The sequence below is a fragment of the Xanthomonas sp. WHRI 7945 genome (assembly GCF_035026585.1).
In genome coordinates this window covers 446,163-463,462 of record NZ_JAYIQP010000001.1, presented here as the reverse complement: position 1 = coordinate 463,462, position 17,300 = coordinate 446,163, and the positions used below count along the sequence as shown (strand labels likewise).

Below are 17,300 nucleotides of genomic sequence, written 5' to 3'. Positions count from 1 at the left end.
TGGATATCGTTTCAGACGTCGCAGAGGCGGATCGCCTCGCGCAGCGAGCCGACGGGATCCGGCGCCGTAGGAATGAATTCCTGCGCCAGATAGCCATCGAAACCGGTATCGCGGATCGCGCGACAGATGGCGGGATAGTGGAGTTCCTGATCGTCTCCGATCTCGTGCCGGCCAGGCACGCCCGCGGTGTGGTAATGCTTGAAGAACGCGTGATGCTTGCCGATGGTGGCGATGATGTCGCCCTCCATGATCTGCATGTGGTAGATGTCGTAGAGCAGGCCGAAATGATCCGAGCCGATCCGCCGGCACAGCTCCACGCCCCATGCCGAGTGGTCGCACAGGTAGTCTGGATGATCGACCTTGGAGTTCAGCAGCTCCATCACCAGCACGACGCCGCGCTTCTCGGCATGCCCGAGGATACGCTTGAGTCCCGCTTCGGCATGGGCCATGCCTTCCTGGGGATCCATGCCGTTGCGATTGCCGGAAAAACAGATGAGGTTGCGATAGCCGGCGTCGGCCACCAGGTCGATGTGCCGCGTGTAGCGCTCGACCAGCTGGTCGTGGAACTGGCTGCCGGCGAAGCCCTTGTCCAGGCCCATCTCCGCGCCGTTGCACATCGAGCTGTGCACGCCATTGGCCTTCAGCGTGGGCCAATCCGCCGGGCCAACCAGATCGATGGCGGCGAAACCGATGCCCTTCACCGTCTGGCAAAGCTGGGCGATCGACTGCTGCGGAAACGTCCAGCGGCAGACGGAATGCTTCAGCTTGCCCTTGAGCGGCGCGGCAGCGGCAAACGCAGGCAGCATACCCACAGCGCCCAGGCCAAGGCTCCCGGCGACAGCAACGCGCAGCGCATCGCGCCTCGTGAACCCAGAGGCCGGCGCCGGTCCGATCGAATGGATAGACATCCGCTTCCCGGCCTCCCAACCGGTTCAAACACTGAGGATTCGCCGCAATGCAATCGATTGCACCATAAAGGAGGCAATCGTTTTTTTGCAAGACGCAGTGCACGAAAAGGCATGCTGCAAAGCACAACGCCTTGCGCGCCATCGCTGCATGACAGCAATGGAATTTCGGGCGGCGTACGGAGGTGAACTACTAGATGTGCAGCGAAAGGCGACTGGAAGCCACGAACCATGGCCTGCCATGCAGGCGAAGCATGAGAAACCGTGGCTCCACGCCGCGTTCAAACTGGCCCATGGAGTGGGCGCTACTCCGAGAAGAACTTGCCCGACACGCCATACCGGCACCTGGATTGCGGCTGCGTGCTGCATGAGAGCGCCTTTGACACGCACGATGGCAGCCTGCGCGTCTACCCAGGCGATGGCGCGTTGATGCGCTTTTTTTTCACGGAAATCATTGAGAAAAGAAAAGCCCCGTAAAAACGGGGCTCTTCAGATCTCTATCGACACTTGTGGCAGGTGTTGCTCAGAACGGGATGTCGTCGTCCGCGAAATCGTCCATCGGCGCAGACTGCTGCGGCGCCGGCTGCTGGCGGCGCGGGGCGTAGTCCTGACCACCGCCGCCCTGGTTGGGGCGGTCCTGGCGCGGCGGCGCCGAGCGCTGCGGGCGATCGCCGCCCATGCCGGCACCACCGCCAGCGCCGCCTTCGCCGCGGCCGCCGAGCATCTGCATCTCGTCGGCGACGATGTCGGTGGAGTACTTCTCCACGCCGTCCTGGCCGGTGTACTTGTCGTAGCGGATCGAGCCTTCGACGTAGACCGAGCTGCCCTTGCGCAGGTACTCGCCGGCGATCTCGCCGAGCTTGCCGAAGAACACCACGCGGTGCCATTCGGTGCGCTCCTGCTGGTTGCCGTCCTTGTCCTTGCGCACGCTGGTGGTGGCCAGGCTGATGCGGGTGATCGCCATGCCGGCCTGGGTGTATTTGGTGTCGGGATCGTTGCCGAGGTTGCCGACGAGGATGACTTTGTTGATGCCGCGGGCCATGGAATTCTTCCGTTCGGGGTGGTGAACCCGCTCGGGCGCGGGCATGTCGGATAGGGTCGCCCGCTCGGAAACGGGCACAGACAGTGAATTATACCGGGCTGGCGACGGATATCAGCCTTCTCCTGGTTCAGGCGTCAGGCGAGCCCTCGCCGGGGTGGCCTATAATCCCTGTACTCCCCCTAGTCCGACCGCATGAGCCTCGCCGAAGACCTCCGCCCCGCCCTGGGGCTGCCTCAGATCCAGGCGCTGGCCGCGCCCGACATGAGCGCCGCCGATGCCCTGATCCGCCGCCGTCTGGCTTCGGACGTGGTGCTGATCAACCAGATCGCCGAGCACATCGTCTCCGCCGGCGGCAAGCGCCTGCGGCCGATGCTGGTGATGCTGGCCGGGCGCGCCTGCGCCGGCGGCGGGCCGGTGCACCACCAGTTGGCGGTGATCGTCGAGTTCATCCATACCTCGACCCTGCTGCACGACGACGTGGTCGACGAGTCGGACCTGCGCCGCGGCCGCAGCACCGCCAACGCGCTGTGGGGCAACGCGCCCAGCGTGCTGGTCGGCGATTTCCTGTACTCGCGCAGCTTCCAGCTGATGGTCGAACTGGACAGCATGGCGGTGATGCGGCTGCTCGCCGACACCACCAACCGCATCGCCGAGGGCGAAGTGCTGCAGTTGCTGCACGTGCACAACCCGGATACCGACGAGGCCGCCTACCTGCGGGTGATCGAGCGCAAGACCGCGGTGCTGTTCGCCGCCGGCACCCGGCTCGGGGCGTTGGCCTCGGGCGCTTCGGAAGAGGTGCAGCAGCGCCTGTACGACTACGGCATGCACCTGGGCTACGCGTTCCAGATCGCCGACGACGTGCTCGACTACACCGCCGATGCCGCCGACCTGGGCAAGAACCTGGGCGACGACCTGGCCGAAGGCAAGGCCACGCTGCCGCTGATCCACGCGATGGCGCACGCCGACGCTGCCACCCGCCAACGCCTGCGCCACATCGTCGAACAGGGCGATGCGGAGGCGATGCCGGAAGTGCTGGCGGCGATCCAGGCCAGCGGCGGGCTCGACTACAGCCGGCGCCGCGCCGCCGAATACGCCGCCGCCGCCGAACGTGCGCTGGACGGCCTGCCGGAAAGCGAAGCCCTGGCCGCGCTGCGCGGACTGGCCCGCTACGCGATCGAACGCAGGCATTGATCCGGCGCGCTGCGCGCGCCGGACGGGATTGGGGATTGGGGATTGGGGATTCGCAGAAGCGGCGATGCGGCTTCTGCAAATCCCCATGGTTCCGAAACGCGTGCTCCGCAGTCGAACTTAAGCGCTGATCCGACGCGCGCGTGTGCCCTGACAGGGTTGGGATTCGTAAAGCGCAGACCTGCCGCTTTTGCGAATCCCTAATCCCGAATCCCTAATCCCATCGCTCATCAAAGAAATCGTGCAGCATGCGAAAGGCACGCTTGGCCGCGCGCGGGTTGTACTGGCAGCCCGGCGGGCTGTTGGCGTCGGCCTCGGCGAAGCAATGCACGGCGCCGCTGAAGTTGACGAACTGCCAGTCGGCACCGGCGCCGTTCATTTCCTGCTCGAAGGCGGCGATGTCGTCGCGGCTCACGCTCTTGTCGTCGGCGCCGTTGAGCACCAGCAGCGGCGCCTTCGCGCTGCCCGCGGCCGCCGGCGACGGCGTGGACAGGCCCCCGTGCAGGCTGACCACGCCGGCCAGCGGCGCGCCGGCGCGCACCAGTTCCAGCACCGTGGTGCCGCCGAAGCAGAAGCCGACCGCGCCGATCCGCGATGCATCCAGCGGCGCCTTGCCGGCCTGCGCCTTCAGCACGTCGACCGCCTTCAAGGCGCGTGCGCGCAGCGTCGCCGGATCCTTCTTCAGCGCACCGGCGAACTGCCCGGCCTCGGTGTCGTTGGCCGGGCGCTTGCCTTTGCCGTAGACGTCGGCCAGCAGCACCACGTAGTCGTCGCCGGCCAGCTGTTTGGCCTTGTCGATCGCCGACGCGTTGACGCCGCGCCAGTTCGGCACCATCACCAGGCCGGGACGCTTGTCGCTGTCGGCGTCGTCGTAGACCAGCACGCCACTGAAATTGTCCTTGCCGACCTTCCATTCCACCGGTTTGGCCTGCATCGCAGCCAGCGCCGGCAACGGCAGCGCCAAGGCCAGGCCCAGCAGGCCGATCCACCGCATCGAACGAGTGCGCATCGCGTCTCTCCCATTGGGACCAGCCGGCAGTCTACTGTGGGAGCGACTTCAGTCGCGACGGGCTTATCGGCAATGCCCGTCGCGACTGATGGCCCGAGGTCACCCGGAGTCGCTCCCATAGACCAGCATCATCTCGATCGAGGTGCTCCAGGCACGGCGCCTGGCAAGCGGCGCACGTGCCGGCCCGATCCAGGCGCAACCAGCTCAGGCGATCCCCAGGCCCGGGATCGCGCTGATCGCCTCCGGGTCGAACCCGGCCAGTTCGGCGAAATGGCGGCCGCGCGCCACGTAGTCGCGGTAGGCGCCGAAGCTCGGCGCACCCGGCGACAGCAGCAGCACCCCGCCGCCCTCGCCCAGCGCGGCGCGCGCCAACGCCACCGCCGCCGGCAGATCCACCGTGGCGTGCAGGCCGAAGCCGCCGGCCGCGGCCAGCGGCGCCAGCAGCGCGTGGATGCGCGGGCCGTTGGCGCCCATGGTGACGATCTCCAGCGGCGCGCCGTGGCGCATCGCCGCGGCGAAGTCCTGCCAGTCCAGGCCGCGGTCGTGACCGCCGACCAGCAGCGCGATGCGGCGTCCGCGGAAGCAGTCCAGCGCCGCCAGCGTGGCGTGCGGGGTGGTGCTGATCGAATCGTTGACGTAGGCGATGCCGTCGCGCTCGCCCAGGGTCTGCAGCCGGTTCGGCAACGGCCGGAAATCCGCCGCGGCCGGCGCCAGCGCCGCTGCGTCCAGGCCCAGCGCCTCGATCGCCGCCAGCACCGCGCACAGGTTGCCACGGTTGTGCCGGCCCGGCAGCGGCACCCGCGCGCTGTCGAACACCGCCACGTCGCCGCGGTGCACGACATCGCCGCGCATGTGCCAGCCGTCTTCGCGATTGAACCAGCGAACCTCGCTGTCGCGCAGCGCCAACGCCGCCAGCTGCGGATCGGCGGCATTGAGCAGCGCGATGCGCGGCCGCGCCTGGGTCACCAGCGCCAACTTGTCTTCGATGTAGCGCGCCTGGCTGCCATGCCAGTCCAGATGTTCCGGGAACAGGTTCAGCACCAGCGCCAGCTGCGGCCGCGCGCCGCTGCGCGCGACGTCGCCGGTCTGGTAGCTGGACAGCTCGATCGCCCAGTACTGCGGCGGCTGCGGCGGCGCCAGCACCTCCAGCAACGGCAGGCCGATGTTGCCGACCAGGCCGGTGCGGTGGCCGCCGGCACGCAGCAGATGCGCCAGCAGCGCGGTGCTGGTGCTCTTGCCCTTGGTACCGGTGATGCAGACGCTGCCCGGCACCACGCCGTCGGCATCCGCGTGCTCGGCGAACCACAGCGACGTGCCGCCGAGGAAACGCGTGCCGCGCGCCGCGGCGGCCTGCGCCTCGGGCCGATACGGACTGATCCCCGGCGACTTGATCACCACGTCGAACGCCGCCAAGCGCTCGGCGCTGGCTTCGGTTTCCACCTGCAACTCGGAATCGTGCAACGCCGCGACCTCGGCGGCTTCGTCAGCCGAGCAGAACACCGTTAGCGGCAGCGCTGCTATCGAGTCCCGAGTGCCGAGTCCCGAGTCCCGCGCGCGCAACGCGCGATATGCCGCCCGCCCCTCGCGCCCCCAGCCCCACAGCGCGACCCGCAGGCCCTCAAGCTGCGAAATTCGCACGCACGCGTTCCCACAGTTCGGCCGGGACGCGGTGCTGCGTGTCCAGCGTCAGCAACGGCTCCACGCGCAGGTCGCCGGCGTCCAGCTGCGGCTGGATCTCGCGGATGAAGCGCGCCACCAGCGCGTCTTCCTTCCATTCGGCGCGCGCAGCCAGCGTGGCCATCGCCGCGCGCGATTCGCGGCCCTCGCCGACGCATTCGAACGGCTTGTGGTCCTGGAACTCCAGCAGCGCGTCGAAGCCCGGCGCCTGCGCCGCGTCGTCGAGCAGGTTGCGGCCGAAGATCCGCACCAGCCGCGTCTTCGGCATGAACGGCGCCAGCGCCAGGAACACGAAATGGCACTTCGGGCAGACCCCGCACCAGCGGTGCGCCGGGCGTTCGCCGAGGATGTGGAAATTGCGGTTGCAGCTGGAGAAATGCGCGTCGTAGTGGTCGTTCTTGGCGAACTGCCGCGCCACCGCCAGCTCCGACAGCGGGCGCAGCAACGAGTAGTAGCGCAGGTCCACGGCCACGTAACGCTGCACGTGGGCGCCGAACGCCTGCTCGAACGCCCAGCCCTTGGACCATTGGTGGTTGACCTCGCCGGTCCCGGCGATCTGGCTGCCGTAGCTGGCCGAATGCTCGTTGGAGAACACCACCTGGCCGGCGTCGTGCAGCAGCGCGGCGAACACCAGGATCGCCGAGTTCACCGCGGTCACCGGGATATGCCCGTTCCACGCACCCTGCCGGTTCAGTTCGAACAGCTCCGGCGCCAGCGCGCGGCCGATGTTCAAGGTCGGCAGCGCGGTGCGCTCGGCGCAGGCGCGAATCAGCTGCGAACCGCCGATCCAGGCCACGGTCTGCTCCACGCCGGCCGCGCGCAGCGCCTCGATGCTGACCAGCGAATCCTTGCCGCCGCCGATCGCGACCAGGGCATGCGTGCGCAGGCCGAGCGCCGCAGCGTCCTGCTGGTTGCCCGCGCTCACCGGAAAACGGATCCGCTCGCGCAGATCCAGCCCATTGCGGTAGGCGAACTCGCCCAGCCCGTGCAGGTACACGCTGTCCAACAGCGCGGCGGTCTCGGCATCGATCGCGTAGTCGTCGATGACGATGCGCGGCGGTACCGCGGCCTTGTAGTAGCTGACCCCGGCGATCAGGTGCAGCAGGCGCAGCGCGCGCTGCACCGCATGCGCGCGCGCCGCATCCAGCACGAACGGCGCGCCGGGCACGGTGATCGTCTCCACCAGTTCCGGGCCATGGTCGAAGGCATAGACCAGATGCGCGACGCCGCTGTCGGCGTCGAACGCGCAGCGCACGAAGCGGAAGGTGGTGATCTGCTGTTTGTCGAAAGCGGTCATGGACTACCTGCAAGAACGCGCGTGCGACGCAAGTAGCGTCGGCACAGGAAAAATTCGATCATGGAAAACGGCAACGCCGCCCATAGCCATGGCAGGCAGCCGAACAGGAGCGCCAGCGGAAACAGCTCCCAGTTCGAACTCCCGTGCGTGGCATCGGCGGACGCCGCGAACACCACCACGAGATATAACGTCAGCGCCGGCACATAACTGCATGCACCCAGCAGCACCGTGCGCAATGCCATCGCGCCCGCACGGCCGGCAGGCCACCGGCCTTGCCAGCGCCACGCCAACCATGCGCCCGCCCCTGCTGCGATCAGCGCAGGCAGCAGCCATTTGAGGCTGTCGGCCCACTGCAACGGCAGGCTCGTGCCCGTCTGATCGGCCGCGGTGGCCAACATCATCGCCGCGCCGCCGGCGACGGCACTGAGCGCGATGAACTCAGCCTGCAGGCGCATCGATCACATCCTCCCGCGGCAGCTCGCGCTGGTTGTAGGTGCTGGCCATCGCGTAGCCGTAGGCGCCGGCGTCGGCGATCAGCATCACGTCGTCCGCCGCGGTGGCGGCCGGCAGCCGGCGACGCCTGCCGAACACGTCGCTGGATTCGCAGATCGGGCCGACCACGTCGAACACCGCATCGGCGTCGCGATCCAGGCGGCTGAGGTTGGCGACGTCGTGCCAGGCGTCGTACAGCGCCGGGCGCACCAGCGCGTTCATGCCCGCGTCCAGGCCGACCCGGCGGATGCCGTCCTTGTCGATCACCTGGGTGGCGCGGGTCAGCAGCACGCCGCACTCGGCGACCAGATAGCGGCCCGGCTCGACCGCCAGGCGGAACGCCGGATGCACCGCCTTGACCTCGGCCAGGCCCTGCGCCCAGGCGTCCAGGTCGAACGGCTCGTCGTCGGCGCTGTACGCGATCGGCAGGCCGCCGCCGATGTCGATGACTTCCACGCTGCCGATGCGGCGCGCGAAGCCGGCCAGCTCGTCGCACATGCGCCGCCAGTGCTGCGCCGTCTCCACGCCGCTGCCCAGGTGCGCGTGCACGCCGACGATGCGGATGTCCAGGGTGCGCGCGACCTCGACGAATTCGTCCACCCGCGTGGCCGACAGCCCGAACTTGGACGCCTTGCCGCCGGTGTTGACCTTTTCGTGGTGGCCATCGCCGTGGCCCAGGTCGATGCGCAGCCACAGGCTGCGGCCGCGGAACAGCTCCGGCCAGCGCTGCAGCAGTTCGACGTTGTCGACGGTGACGGTCACGCCCAGCGCGAACGCGGCTTCGTACTCGGCCTTCGGCGCGAAGCTGGGCGTAAACAGCACCCGCCGCGGCGACAGCTCCGGCAAGGTGTCGAACACCCGGCGCAGTTCGCCGTGCGACACGCATTCCAGGCCGAAGTCTTCGGCGACCAGCGCCTCCAGGATCGCTGGATGCGAATTGGCCTTGATCGCGTAGTAGCGCTGGTCGATCGGCGCGATCGCCTTCAGCGCGCGGGCACGCTCGCGCAAGGTCGGCAGATGGTAGACATAGCGCGGCGTGCCGGCCTGCGCCAGGCGCAGCAGGTGCGCGCGCTCGGCGTGCCACCACGGCGTGGGCCGCGCGCGCACGCTGCCGGTGATCTCGCGCCAGCGCGGCCCGAACACCTCGGTCTCCTCCACCGGCATCGCGCCGCTGTCGATCAGCTCGGCGTGCAGGATCGGCAGCAGGCCGTCGGCATCGGCCTCGTCGATGACGAAGGTCAGGTTCAGGTCGTTGGACGACTGCGAGATCATGTGCACGCGCTCCTTGCCGAACGTGGCCCACACGTCCGAGAGCTTGTGCAGCAGCGAACGCATGCCGCGCCCGACCAGGGTGATCGCCGCGCACGGCACGATGATCTTGACCCGGCAGATCTCCGCCAGGTCGGCCGACAGCGCCGCAAGCACATCGGTATTGACCAGGTTCTCGCTCGGGTCCAGCGACACGGTGACGTTGGTCTCGGCCGAGCCGATCAGGTCCACCGACAGGCCGTGCTTGGCGAAGCGCGCGAACACGTCGGCCAGGAAGCCGACCTGCTGCCACATGCCGATGCCTTCCATCGACACCAGCACGATGCCGTTGCGGCGGCTGATCGCCTTGACCCCGGGCACGGTGCGCGCGTTGCCGTCGATGCTGGTGCCGGGCAGCTCGGGGCGCTCGGTGTCCAGGATCGCCATCGGCACGCCGCCGTCGCGGCACGGCTTGATCGAGCGCGGGTGCAGCACCTTGGCGCCGGTGGTGGCGATTTCCTGCGCCTCGTAATAGTCCAGCCGGGTCAGCAGGCGCGCGTCCGGCACTTCGCGCGGGTTGGCGCTGAACATGCCCGGCACGTCGGTCCAGATCTCCACCCGGCTGGCGCCGAGCAGCGCGCCGAAGTAGGCCGCCGAGGTGTCCGAGCCGCCGCGGCCGAGGATCGCGGTGCCGCCGTCCTGATGCCGCGAGATGAAGCCCTGGGTGATCAGCATCCGCGCCGGCTGGGCGACGAAGCGTTCGCGCCAGGCGGCGTCGGATTGCCACTGGCAGGACACCGACAGGCGCTTGGACCACTCGCTCTGGTTCGGCTGCGGCGGCAGTGCGTCCAGCCACTGGCGCGCGTCCATCCAGCCGACATCCAGGCCGCTGGCGCGCAGGTAGGCCGCGCCCAGCGTCGAAGACAGCAACTCGCCCTGGCCCAGCACCTCGGCCTGCCAGTCCAGCGTGCGGGCCGCCGCGCGCGGATCGTCCAGCAACCCGCGCAGCGCCGCCAGGCGTTCGCCGAGCACGGCGTCCGCATCCAGCTCCAGTTCGCCCAGGAACTCGCGGTGGCGCTGCTCCAGCGCGGCCACGCGCTGCGCGCTGTCGGCGCTGCCGTCGGCGATCGCGGTCAACTCGTTGGTCACCCCCGACAGCGCCGATACCACCACCAGCACCCGCGCGCCGGTCTCGTCGGCGCGTTTTTTCGCCAGCGTTCCGATCGTGTCCCAGCGATGACGACGCGACACCGAGGTGCCGCCGAACTTGAGGACGATCCAACGATCGACGTGGGGGGAAGATGACATTTCGTGTGTGGGGGTCTGGTGGAGGGAAAGAGGCCCGGAACGCCGGGCGGAACCTGCGATTCTATGTCATGCGCAACGCTCCTGCGCCTGCCGGGAACGCCCATTGCGCGCCGATGCCCGGCATGCGTGTGCGCCCGATTGCTAAGCTGCGCTCCCCCGCACCCGAGCCCCTGCCATGACCGCGCGCCGTTTCCTGCAACTGGATGTGTTCTCCCCGCGCCCCGGCGCCGGCAACCCGCTGGCGGTGGTGCTGGACGCGCAGGGCCTGGACGACGCCGCGATGCAGGCGATCGCGCGCTGGACGCGGCTGCCGGAGACCACCTTCGTGTTCCCGGCCACGCAGCCGGGCGCCAGCTACGGCATCCGCATGTTCAGTCCGCAGAAGGAGGTGCCGTTCGCGGGCCACCCCAGTGTCGGCACCGCGCACGCGGTGCTGGAGGCCGGCATCGCCGCGCCCCGCGACGGCCTGCTGGTGCAGGAAGGCATCGCCGGGCTGCTGCCCCTGCGCGTGGACGTGGCCGACGGCGTGCGCAGCATCGCGATCCGCACCCCGCGCGCACAGGTCGCGGAGATCGCCGCCGCCGCCGATCCGCGCCTGGCCGCCGCGCTGGCCGGCTGGACGCTGGGCGCACAACCGCCGGTGCGCATGGATGGCGGCCGCTGCTGGTGGCTGGTCGAGATCGCCGACGAGGCCGCACTGCGCGGCCTGGCGCCGGACTGGGAGGCGATCGCCGCGCTGGCCGAAAGCACCGCCAGCATGGGCGTGTTCGCCTACGCCCGGGCCGACGGCCGCGCCTACGACCTGGCGGTACGCGCGTTCGTCGGCAACGGCCGGCGCTTCGAGGACGCCGCGTCGGGCGCCGCCAACGCGGTGCTCGCGGCATGGCTGGACCATCGTGCCGTGCTGCCCGGCCGCGGCGGCCGCTACGTGGTCAGCCAGGGCCGCGAGGTCGGCCACGACGCCTTGCTGACGCTGCGCGTGGACGACGCGGGCGAGGTCTGGTCGGGCGGCCAGGTGCAGACCGTCATCGACGGCCATATCGACTGGCGCTGAGCCGATGGGAAAGGCCGCCAGTCTGCAGCGGCAGGCATGGCGGCCTTGGGAGCGTTGGCCGCGACCTCGCGATGGTCGCGGCAGACTGGAGAGGGACGCCTTCGGCGAGGCGTCTTGGCCGATCAGTCGGGCAGCACGTCGACGCGGACCCGGATACGGTCGCCCGGACGCTGCGCGCTGCGGGTGTGGTAGTAGCGGCCGCCGTATTCGTAAGTCACGTCGTAGCCGTCCACCCGGTCGTAGTTTTCGCTGCGGTACGCGACCGGTTCGCAGACGCTGACCGAGCCGGTCTGCACGGTGGTGCGGGCGTTGCTGTCGTAGATCGAACGGCCGGCCAGGCCGCCGACCATGGTGCCGACCGCGGTCCCGACGAAACGCCCATTGCCGCCGCCGACGCGGCTGCCCAGCAACGCACCGGCGATGCCGCCGACCACCGTGGCCGCGCTACGTCCGCCATCGGTGCCGCGGTAACCGTCGCCGCCGTAACCATCGTTGTAGTAGCCGTCGCCGCGGTAGCCGTTCTCGACATAGCTGCCGGAGGCCGGACGCTCGTAGCAGCGCTCGGTGGTCTCGCGCGGACCGCGCACCGGCACGATGATCGGATCGGCACGCACCACGCGGGCGTAATCGTAGGTGCCGCTGCCCGAATAGCCGCCACCGCTCGAATAGCCGCGGTCGCGATAGTCGTCGTAGCGGCCGTAATCCTGCGCGGCGGCGGAGCCGACCACGCCCACGGCGAGCGCGGCGGTCAGAAGACGGGTCGAGAGCTTGTTCATGTCGAAGATTCCAGGCGCGTGGATCGCGCAACCGCATGCTCGGTCCGCGCCGGTGAAACACGACTGAATTGGGACCGGCGCACGGCGACTGTTTAGCGCGGCGACAGCTGACGCCGGACACGCGCCACGCGATGCCCTTGCGCGTGGCGCGACTGGAACCGTTCCCATGGCAGCGACGGGAACGCCGCCGCGCCTGGCGGTAACGCAGGCGCGGCGCGATGCCGCTTCGAAAAACGCCCGGCGAGCGCCGGGCCGGAATGCTCAGCCCAGTTCCGCTTCCAGGCTGATCGGTACGGCGCTCAGCGCCTTGGACACCGGGCAGTTCTGCTTGGCGTCGTCGGCGATGGCGCGGAACTGCGCCGCCTCGATGTTCGGCACTACCGCCTTGACCTTGAGCCGGATCTGCGACAACTGCGGGCCGCCGTCCATCGACAGGTCGACCTCCGCGCGCGTGTCCAGCGAGGTTGGCGGGAAACCGGCGTCGCTCAGCTTGGCCGACAGCGCCATGGTGAAGCAGCCGGCATGCGCGGCGGCGATCAGTTCTTCCGGGTTGGTGCCCTTCTCGTCGCCGAAGCGGCTGCTGAAGGCATAACGGGTGTTTTCCAGCAGCCCGCTCTGCGGCGTGCTCAGCTGGCCCTTGCCGGACTTGAGGTCGCCTTCCCAATGCGCGGTGGCGTGACGCGAAATGCCCATGCGGTGCTCCTGTCGGTGGATGAGGCGGGCACCATAAGGCAGAACGCGTTACGGCCTTGTGCGGCGCAGCGAGCCGAGCGCTGAGGCTGGCAACGCGCAATTCCTGCGCAAAGGCCCTCCGTTCCGCTGCCGGTTCGCACCTGCGCGCAAAAGCATGCCGACCTGCTGCGCGTCTATCACCCCTCCCCGCTCGCGGCACGCGTGCATACAGCGACCACGCCGACCGCGCTGAAGCCTCGATCGCGATCGCACGCATCGCGCCATCGAACCGGACAGCCAACGACAGACCCGGTTCGCCGAGCGCTGGAAAGGACGCCACGCATCCCGATGTCGGGCATCGCCAAGCGGCTCCGGCAGCGTTGCGGCAGCCCATGATCGCGGCGCGAACAGGCGGATCGAGGCGGACCTTGCGGCGGTGCATCGCCGCTTTTCCGGGCGAAAGCCGCCCGGCGAGGCAAAAAAAACCCGGCATGTGGCTTTTTTCCGTGTTTTTTGCCGTTTGCCTATTGGCGCGGCGTAGCACATGCCCTACATTTCGCCATGCCGACGGGGTCGGCGCGACCCAACCACCAATCGTTTACGGAACCAGGACATCATGGCAAAGACCGCGAAAAAGGCTGCCCCGAAAAAGGCAGCGAAGAAAGTAGCCACCAAGACCGCCGCCAAGCCGGCCGCTCCCAAGCCGATCAAGGAAGCCCTGAGCAAGTCGGCCCTGGTCGCCCACATCGTCGAAGCCAGCGGCGTCGTCGCCAAGGACGTGCGCGCGGTGATGGCCTCGCTCGAGCAGGCTGTGGCCGGTTCGGTCAGCAAGAAGGGCGCCGGTTCGTTCACCCTGCCGGGCCTGCTCAAGATCACCGCCGTCAGCGTGCCGGCCAAGCCGAAGCGCAAGGGCATCAACCCGTTCACCAAGGAAGAGCAGTGGTTCGCCGCCAAGCCGGCCACCACCAAGCTGAAGGTGCGCCCGCTGAAGAAGCTCAAGGACGCCGCGCTCTGAGCAGCGACGCCTGATCCAGGCAAGCACACCCGACGAGACGGCCCACGCCGTCTCGTTTTTTTTTGCGCGCTCGCCGCCACCAGCGGCGGGATTGACAGGCCGCTAAGGCGGCGCCCGCTATACCTGCGCCTCCCATCGACAGGAAATGCGTGCATGAAGCTACAGGGCTTTCTCGACCAACTGCTGCAATCGGCGCAGGGCGCCGCCGGCCAGGCCATGGCCAAGACCGGTGCGTCCGCCGCCACAGGCTCCCCCGGCAAGGGCGGCGGCCTCGGCGGCATGCTCAATGCCGACTTCGGCAAGGGCGCCCTGAGCGGCGGCGCGCTCGGCCTGCTGCTGGGCAAGAACCGCACCACGCGCAAGCTGGCCACCTACGGCGGCCTGGCCGCGCTCGGGGTGATGGCCTACCGCGCATACGGCGACTACAAGCGCCAGCAACTTGGCGCCGTCGCGCCGGAAGAACCGCAGACGCTGGACCGGCTGCCGCCGCTGGAAGTGGAACAGCACAGCCAGGCCATCCTGCGCGCGCTGGTCGCCGCGGCCAAAGCCGATGGCCATATCGACACGCGCGAGCGCGAATTGATCGAAGGCGAGTTCACCCGCCTCAACGGCGACGAGGAGGTGCAGCGCTGGCTGCATGCGGAACTGGAGAAGCCGTTGGATCCGGCCGAGGTGGCGCAGGCAGCGACGACGCCGGAAATCGCCTCGGAGATGTACCTGGCCAGCCTGCTCGCCGCCGACGAACAAAGCTTCATGGAGCGCAGCTACCTGGACGAACTGGCACGCCAGCTCGGCATCGACGACGGACTGAAGCAGCACCTGCAACGACAGGCCGCGGCCCAGGGCGACCAGTAAGCGATGACGGCGGCGCCCTCGCCCGCGCGGCGGCTGCGCCGCTGGTTGCTGCGCATCGCGATGCTGGCCTGCGTCGCGCTCGCGCTGGCCTGGGCCTGGCGGCAGCCGTGGGCGCTGCGCGCGCGGGTCGGCTGGGAATTGGCGCGACAGCCGCCACCGAGCGCCCTGCACATGCCGGTGCAAGGCGTGGACCCGCGCCGCGTCGCGGCCACATTCGGCGCACCGCGCGGCCGCGATCGCCAGCACGCCGGCGTAGACATCTTCGCCAAGCGCGGTACGCCGGTGCTGTCCGCTACCCGCGGCATCGTGGTCGCAGTCATGGACCGCGGCCTCGGCGGCCGCCAGGTCTGGGTGATGGGGCCGGCCCGGCAACGCCACTATTACGCGCACCTGCAGGAGTGGGCGCCCGGCCTGCAGGTCGGCGACCTGGTCGAGGCCGGCGACCCGCTCGGCAGCGTCGGCGACAGCGGCAATGCACGCGGCACGCCGCCGCACCTGCACTACGGGGTCTACGCCGAGGGCGGCGCCTACGATCCACTGCCGCTGTTGCGCGCAGCGCACTGAACCGGTCACGGAACAAGCCGCTGGAACAGAGCGTCGCGGCCATCCCTCTCGTGGCGACGGCGGACCGCGCCTATCTTGGGTTCACCACCCGCCCCCTGCGCACGCCCATGACCGCCCCCCAACGCTACCGCATCACCGTCACGCCGATCGAGGCCGACGGGCTGCAATGCCACGGCCGCTGCACCATCGAATTCGAGGCCCGCTGCCGGCAGGACTGGATGCGCCTGCTCGAGGCGGCGCAGCGCCATCCCGGGCTGCACGGCGACGAACGCGCCGCGCTGACCGTCGGCACGCAACTGCTGCGCGGGTTGAGCGAGCGCAGCGACAGCGAGGCCCAAGCGCTGCTGGCACCGCTGCGTCCGTCGCTGGACGCGATCCTGGCGCGGCTGGCGCCAACCGTCGCATGACGGACCCTGCCCGCGCGTGCCAACTCTTGCCTGACCAGGTTCGCCAGGCTGGCAGCAGTGCGCGGACGCCCCGGCTCGACGCTTGCCGTACGTTGCGCCTGTCGCGTCTCGGGACAGCTGCGGGCAACGCCGAGATCTTCCGTTAGCATTCCCAGCGCGTGGCGGGCCGATGCAGCGCCACGGCACGCACGATCCGCCTCCATCGCCCCTCTTTCGCTAATCGCGCATTCACCCGCTGCGGTTATGTTGACCCTCTGACTCTGCCAAGGCGCCCCACCATGAAGCTTCGCCTGCCGACCCTGCGCGCCGTCGCGCTGCTGACTCTCGCCGCCGCGGCGCAACTGCAGGCCGAACCCATGATCCAGGGCAAGCAGGTCAGCGTCGGCGCCGCCGATGTGCAGCAGTACCTGGACGGCAGTTTCCCGCAGACGCACAAGGCGCTTGGCGGCCTGATCAAGATGACCATCCGCGATCCCAAGCTGTCGCTGCCGCCGGGCGACCGGCTGAAGATGCAGTTCGACCTGAGCATGGCCACCGGCGGCGGCGCGCCGACCCCGTTGGGCACGGTGCTGTTGACCAGCGCGCTGCGCTACGAGCAGCAGACCCAGGGCTTCCACCTGCAATCGCCGACCATCGACGACTTCCGCCCGGCTGCCAACGGCGGCAAGCTCGACGCCAACACCCGCGAACTGCTCAACGTGTGGCTGGACGACTACGCGCGCAAGGAACCGATCTACAAGCTGGACCCGGCGCTGGCCGGGGTGATGGGCAACGTGCAGATCGAATCGGCGGCGGTGGAGAACGGCAAGCTGGTGGTGCACTTCAACCAGGACATCGGCAAGCTGGTGCCGGCTGGGGCGTTGTCCGGGCAGTGATGCTGTGCTGCTGCAGGTGATGCGATGACGTTGCGCGCCTCGGACCAGCGCGAGGAAAGAACTGCGCCCTGGTTTGCTGCGAGTCGCGCAAGGCGTCTTGGCCGCGACGATCGACAGTTCTGCCGGAACCGAATCGGTAGCGGACAGCCTCGGGCTGCGGATGCTGTCGCGGCTGAAGCCGCTCCTACAGTGCACCCGGTGAGCTGGCCGCACTCCCTGTAGGAGCGGCTTCAGCCGCGACACTTCTCTCGACTCGATCGATCCGACTGCCTCATTCCCCGGTCGGGGCTGAAGCCCCTCCTACAGAAAAGCGGCGGCCCGAAGGCCGCCGTTTATCGTTGCGCACGCTGGGCGCCAGACTCAGCCCAGCGCCTTGGCCACCGCCGCAGCGAATGCGGGAATGTCGTCCGGCTTGCGGCTGGTGATCAGATTGCCGTCGACCACCACTTCCGCGTCCTGCCAGCGCCCGCCGGCATTGCTCAGGTCGGTCTTCACCGATGGCCACGAGGTCACCTGCTTGTCGCGCACCAGGCCGCTTTCGGCCAGCAGCCAGGGGCCGTGGCAGATCGCCGCGACCGGCTTGCCGGCGCTGGCGAACGCCTGGATGAAGCGGATCGCGGACGCCTCGGTGCGCAGGTTGTCCGGATTGATCACGCCGCCCGGCAGCACCAGCGCGTCGTAGCCGCCGGCATCGGCCTGCTCCAGGCGCTTGTCGACCGGCACGCTGTCGCCCCAGTCCTTCTTGTTCCAGCCGCGGATGCTGGACGCATCGCCGGGCGCGATCACATCGACCTGCGCGCCCCACGACTCCAGCAACCGCTTGGGCTCCTGCAACTCGGACTGCTCGAAGCCGTCGGTGGCCAGGACCGCGACGCGCTTGCCGGACAGGGAAGATGCTGTGCTCATGGGAAACTCC

At 69.2% G+C, this 17,300-nt stretch carries 17 protein-coding genes; 7 read left to right on the top strand and 10 right to left on the bottom strand.

Features of this window, described 5'->3' with window-relative positions; translation table 11 throughout:
• Positions 1-11: 11 nt before the first annotated feature.
• Both VDQ83_RS01870 and VDQ83_RS01865 read right to left on the bottom strand, forming a co-directional pair.
• Entirely contained in the window at positions 12-908 is an 897-nt protein-coding gene (locus tag VDQ83_RS01870; RefSeq protein ID WP_455433644.1) for a hydroxypyruvate isomerase family protein, read from the bottom strand.
• 520 nt (positions 909-1,428) lie between these two features.
• Positions 1,429-1,947, bottom strand: a complete 519-nt coding sequence (locus tag VDQ83_RS01865) for a single-stranded DNA-binding protein (protein ID WP_263395193.1) — start codon at positions 1,945-1,947, stop codon at positions 1,429-1,431.
• Between the two features lie 192 nt (positions 1,948-2,139).
• On the opposite strand from VDQ83_RS01865, the gene VDQ83_RS01860 reads away from it, so the two are divergent.
• Positions 2,140-3,138 carry a polyprenyl synthetase family protein gene (locus tag VDQ83_RS01860; protein WP_455433643.1) on the top strand — a complete coding sequence of 333 codons (999 nt, stop codon included), beginning with the start codon at positions 2,140-2,142 and terminating at the stop codon, positions 3,136-3,138.
• A 211-nt stretch (positions 3,139-3,349) separates the two neighbouring features.
• Here the strand turns inward: VDQ83_RS01860 and VDQ83_RS01855 are convergent, their stop codons facing one another.
• The 5 genes from VDQ83_RS01855 to VDQ83_RS01835 all read right to left on the bottom strand — a co-directional run bounded on the left by VDQ83_RS01855 (position 3,350) and on the right by VDQ83_RS01835 (position 10,166).
• Positions 3,350-4,144 (bottom strand): dienelactone hydrolase family protein, encoded by a 795-nt coding sequence (locus tag VDQ83_RS01855; protein ID WP_455433642.1) that lies wholly within the window; start codon positions 4,142-4,144, stop codon positions 3,350-3,352.
• Between the two features lie 204 nt (positions 4,145-4,348).
• Positions 4,349-5,782 carry a UDP-N-acetylmuramoyl-L-alanine--D-glutamate ligase gene (murD, locus tag VDQ83_RS01850; protein ID WP_455433641.1) on the bottom strand — a complete coding sequence of 478 codons (1,434 nt, stop codon included), beginning with the start codon at positions 5,780-5,782 and terminating at the stop codon, positions 4,349-4,351.
• Complete coding sequence (murL, locus tag VDQ83_RS01845; protein WP_455433640.1) at positions 5,763-7,118, bottom strand: UDP-N-acetyl-alpha-D-muramoyl-L-alanyl-L-glutamate epimerase; 1,356 nt, start codon at positions 7,116-7,118, stop codon at positions 5,763-5,765. The genes murD and murL overlap by 20 nt, the downstream gene beginning before the upstream one ends.
• Positions 7,115-7,573, bottom strand: a complete 459-nt coding sequence (locus VDQ83_RS01840) for a hypothetical protein (RefSeq protein WP_455433639.1) — start codon at positions 7,571-7,573, stop codon at positions 7,115-7,117. The genes murL and VDQ83_RS01840 overlap by 4 nt, the downstream gene beginning before the upstream one ends.
• Positions 7,557-10,166 carry a bifunctional aspartate kinase/diaminopimelate decarboxylase gene (locus VDQ83_RS01835; protein WP_455433638.1) on the bottom strand — a complete coding sequence of 870 codons (2,610 nt, stop codon included), beginning with the start codon at positions 10,164-10,166 and terminating at the stop codon, positions 7,557-7,559. Before VDQ83_RS01835 ends, VDQ83_RS01840 begins: the two co-directional genes overlap by 17 nt.
• 175 nt (positions 10,167-10,341) lie before the next feature.
• Here VDQ83_RS01835 and VDQ83_RS01830 point away from each other — a divergent pair, with 175 nt between their 5' ends.
• Positions 10,342-11,220 (top strand): PhzF family phenazine biosynthesis protein, encoded by an 879-nt coding sequence (locus VDQ83_RS01830; protein ID WP_455433637.1) that lies wholly within the window; start codon positions 10,342-10,344, stop codon positions 11,218-11,220.
• Between the two features lie 122 nt (positions 11,221-11,342).
• Here the strand turns inward: VDQ83_RS01830 and VDQ83_RS01825 are convergent, their stop codons facing one another.
• Together VDQ83_RS01825 and VDQ83_RS01820 are read right to left on the bottom strand one after the other, a co-directional pair.
• The gene (locus tag VDQ83_RS01825) at positions 11,343-11,996 is read right to left on the bottom strand and encodes a glycine zipper 2TM domain-containing protein (RefSeq protein WP_455433636.1); all 654 of its coding nucleotides are present in this window, start codon (positions 11,994-11,996) and stop codon (positions 11,343-11,345) included.
• A gap of 261 nt (positions 11,997-12,257) precedes the next feature.
• Positions 12,258-12,689 (bottom strand): OsmC family protein, encoded by a 432-nt coding sequence (locus VDQ83_RS01820; protein WP_309918203.1) that lies wholly within the window; start codon positions 12,687-12,689, stop codon positions 12,258-12,260.
• Between the two features lie 595 nt (positions 12,690-13,284).
• On the opposite strand from VDQ83_RS01820, the gene VDQ83_RS01815 reads away from it, so the two are divergent.
• From VDQ83_RS01815 to VDQ83_RS01795, 5 genes are all read left to right on the top strand, one after another.
• Positions 13,285-13,683 (top strand): HU family DNA-binding protein, encoded by a 399-nt coding sequence (locus VDQ83_RS01815; protein ID WP_263395203.1) that lies wholly within the window; start codon positions 13,285-13,287, stop codon positions 13,681-13,683.
• 153 nt (positions 13,684-13,836) lie between these two features.
• A complete protein-coding gene (locus VDQ83_RS01810) occupies positions 13,837-14,538 on the top strand; it encodes a tellurite resistance TerB family protein (protein ID WP_309918200.1) in 702 nt (233 codons plus the stop codon).
• Between the two features lie 3 nt (positions 14,539-14,541).
• Positions 14,542-15,102 (top strand): M23 family metallopeptidase, encoded by a 561-nt coding sequence (locus VDQ83_RS01805; RefSeq protein ID WP_455433635.1) that lies wholly within the window; start codon positions 14,542-14,544, stop codon positions 15,100-15,102.
• Positions 15,103-15,209: 107 nt separating this feature from the next.
• Positions 15,210-15,509: a DUF3861 domain-containing protein gene (locus VDQ83_RS01800; RefSeq protein WP_263395206.1), complete on the top strand. Its 300-nt coding sequence runs from the start codon at positions 15,210-15,212 to the stop codon at positions 15,507-15,509.
• 278 nt (positions 15,510-15,787) lie between these two features.
• The gene (locus tag VDQ83_RS01795; protein WP_455433634.1) at positions 15,788-16,384 is read left to right on the top strand and encodes a DUF1439 domain-containing protein; all 597 of its coding nucleotides are present in this window, start codon (positions 15,788-15,790) and stop codon (positions 16,382-16,384) included.
• A gap of 360 nt (positions 16,385-16,744) precedes the next feature.
• On the opposite strand, the gene VDQ83_RS01790 is transcribed toward VDQ83_RS01795, so the two are convergent.
• Positions 16,745-17,290 (bottom strand): type 1 glutamine amidotransferase domain-containing protein, encoded by a 546-nt coding sequence (locus tag VDQ83_RS01790; protein WP_455433633.1) that lies wholly within the window; start codon positions 17,288-17,290, stop codon positions 16,745-16,747.
• Positions 17,291-17,300 lie beyond the last annotated feature (10 nt).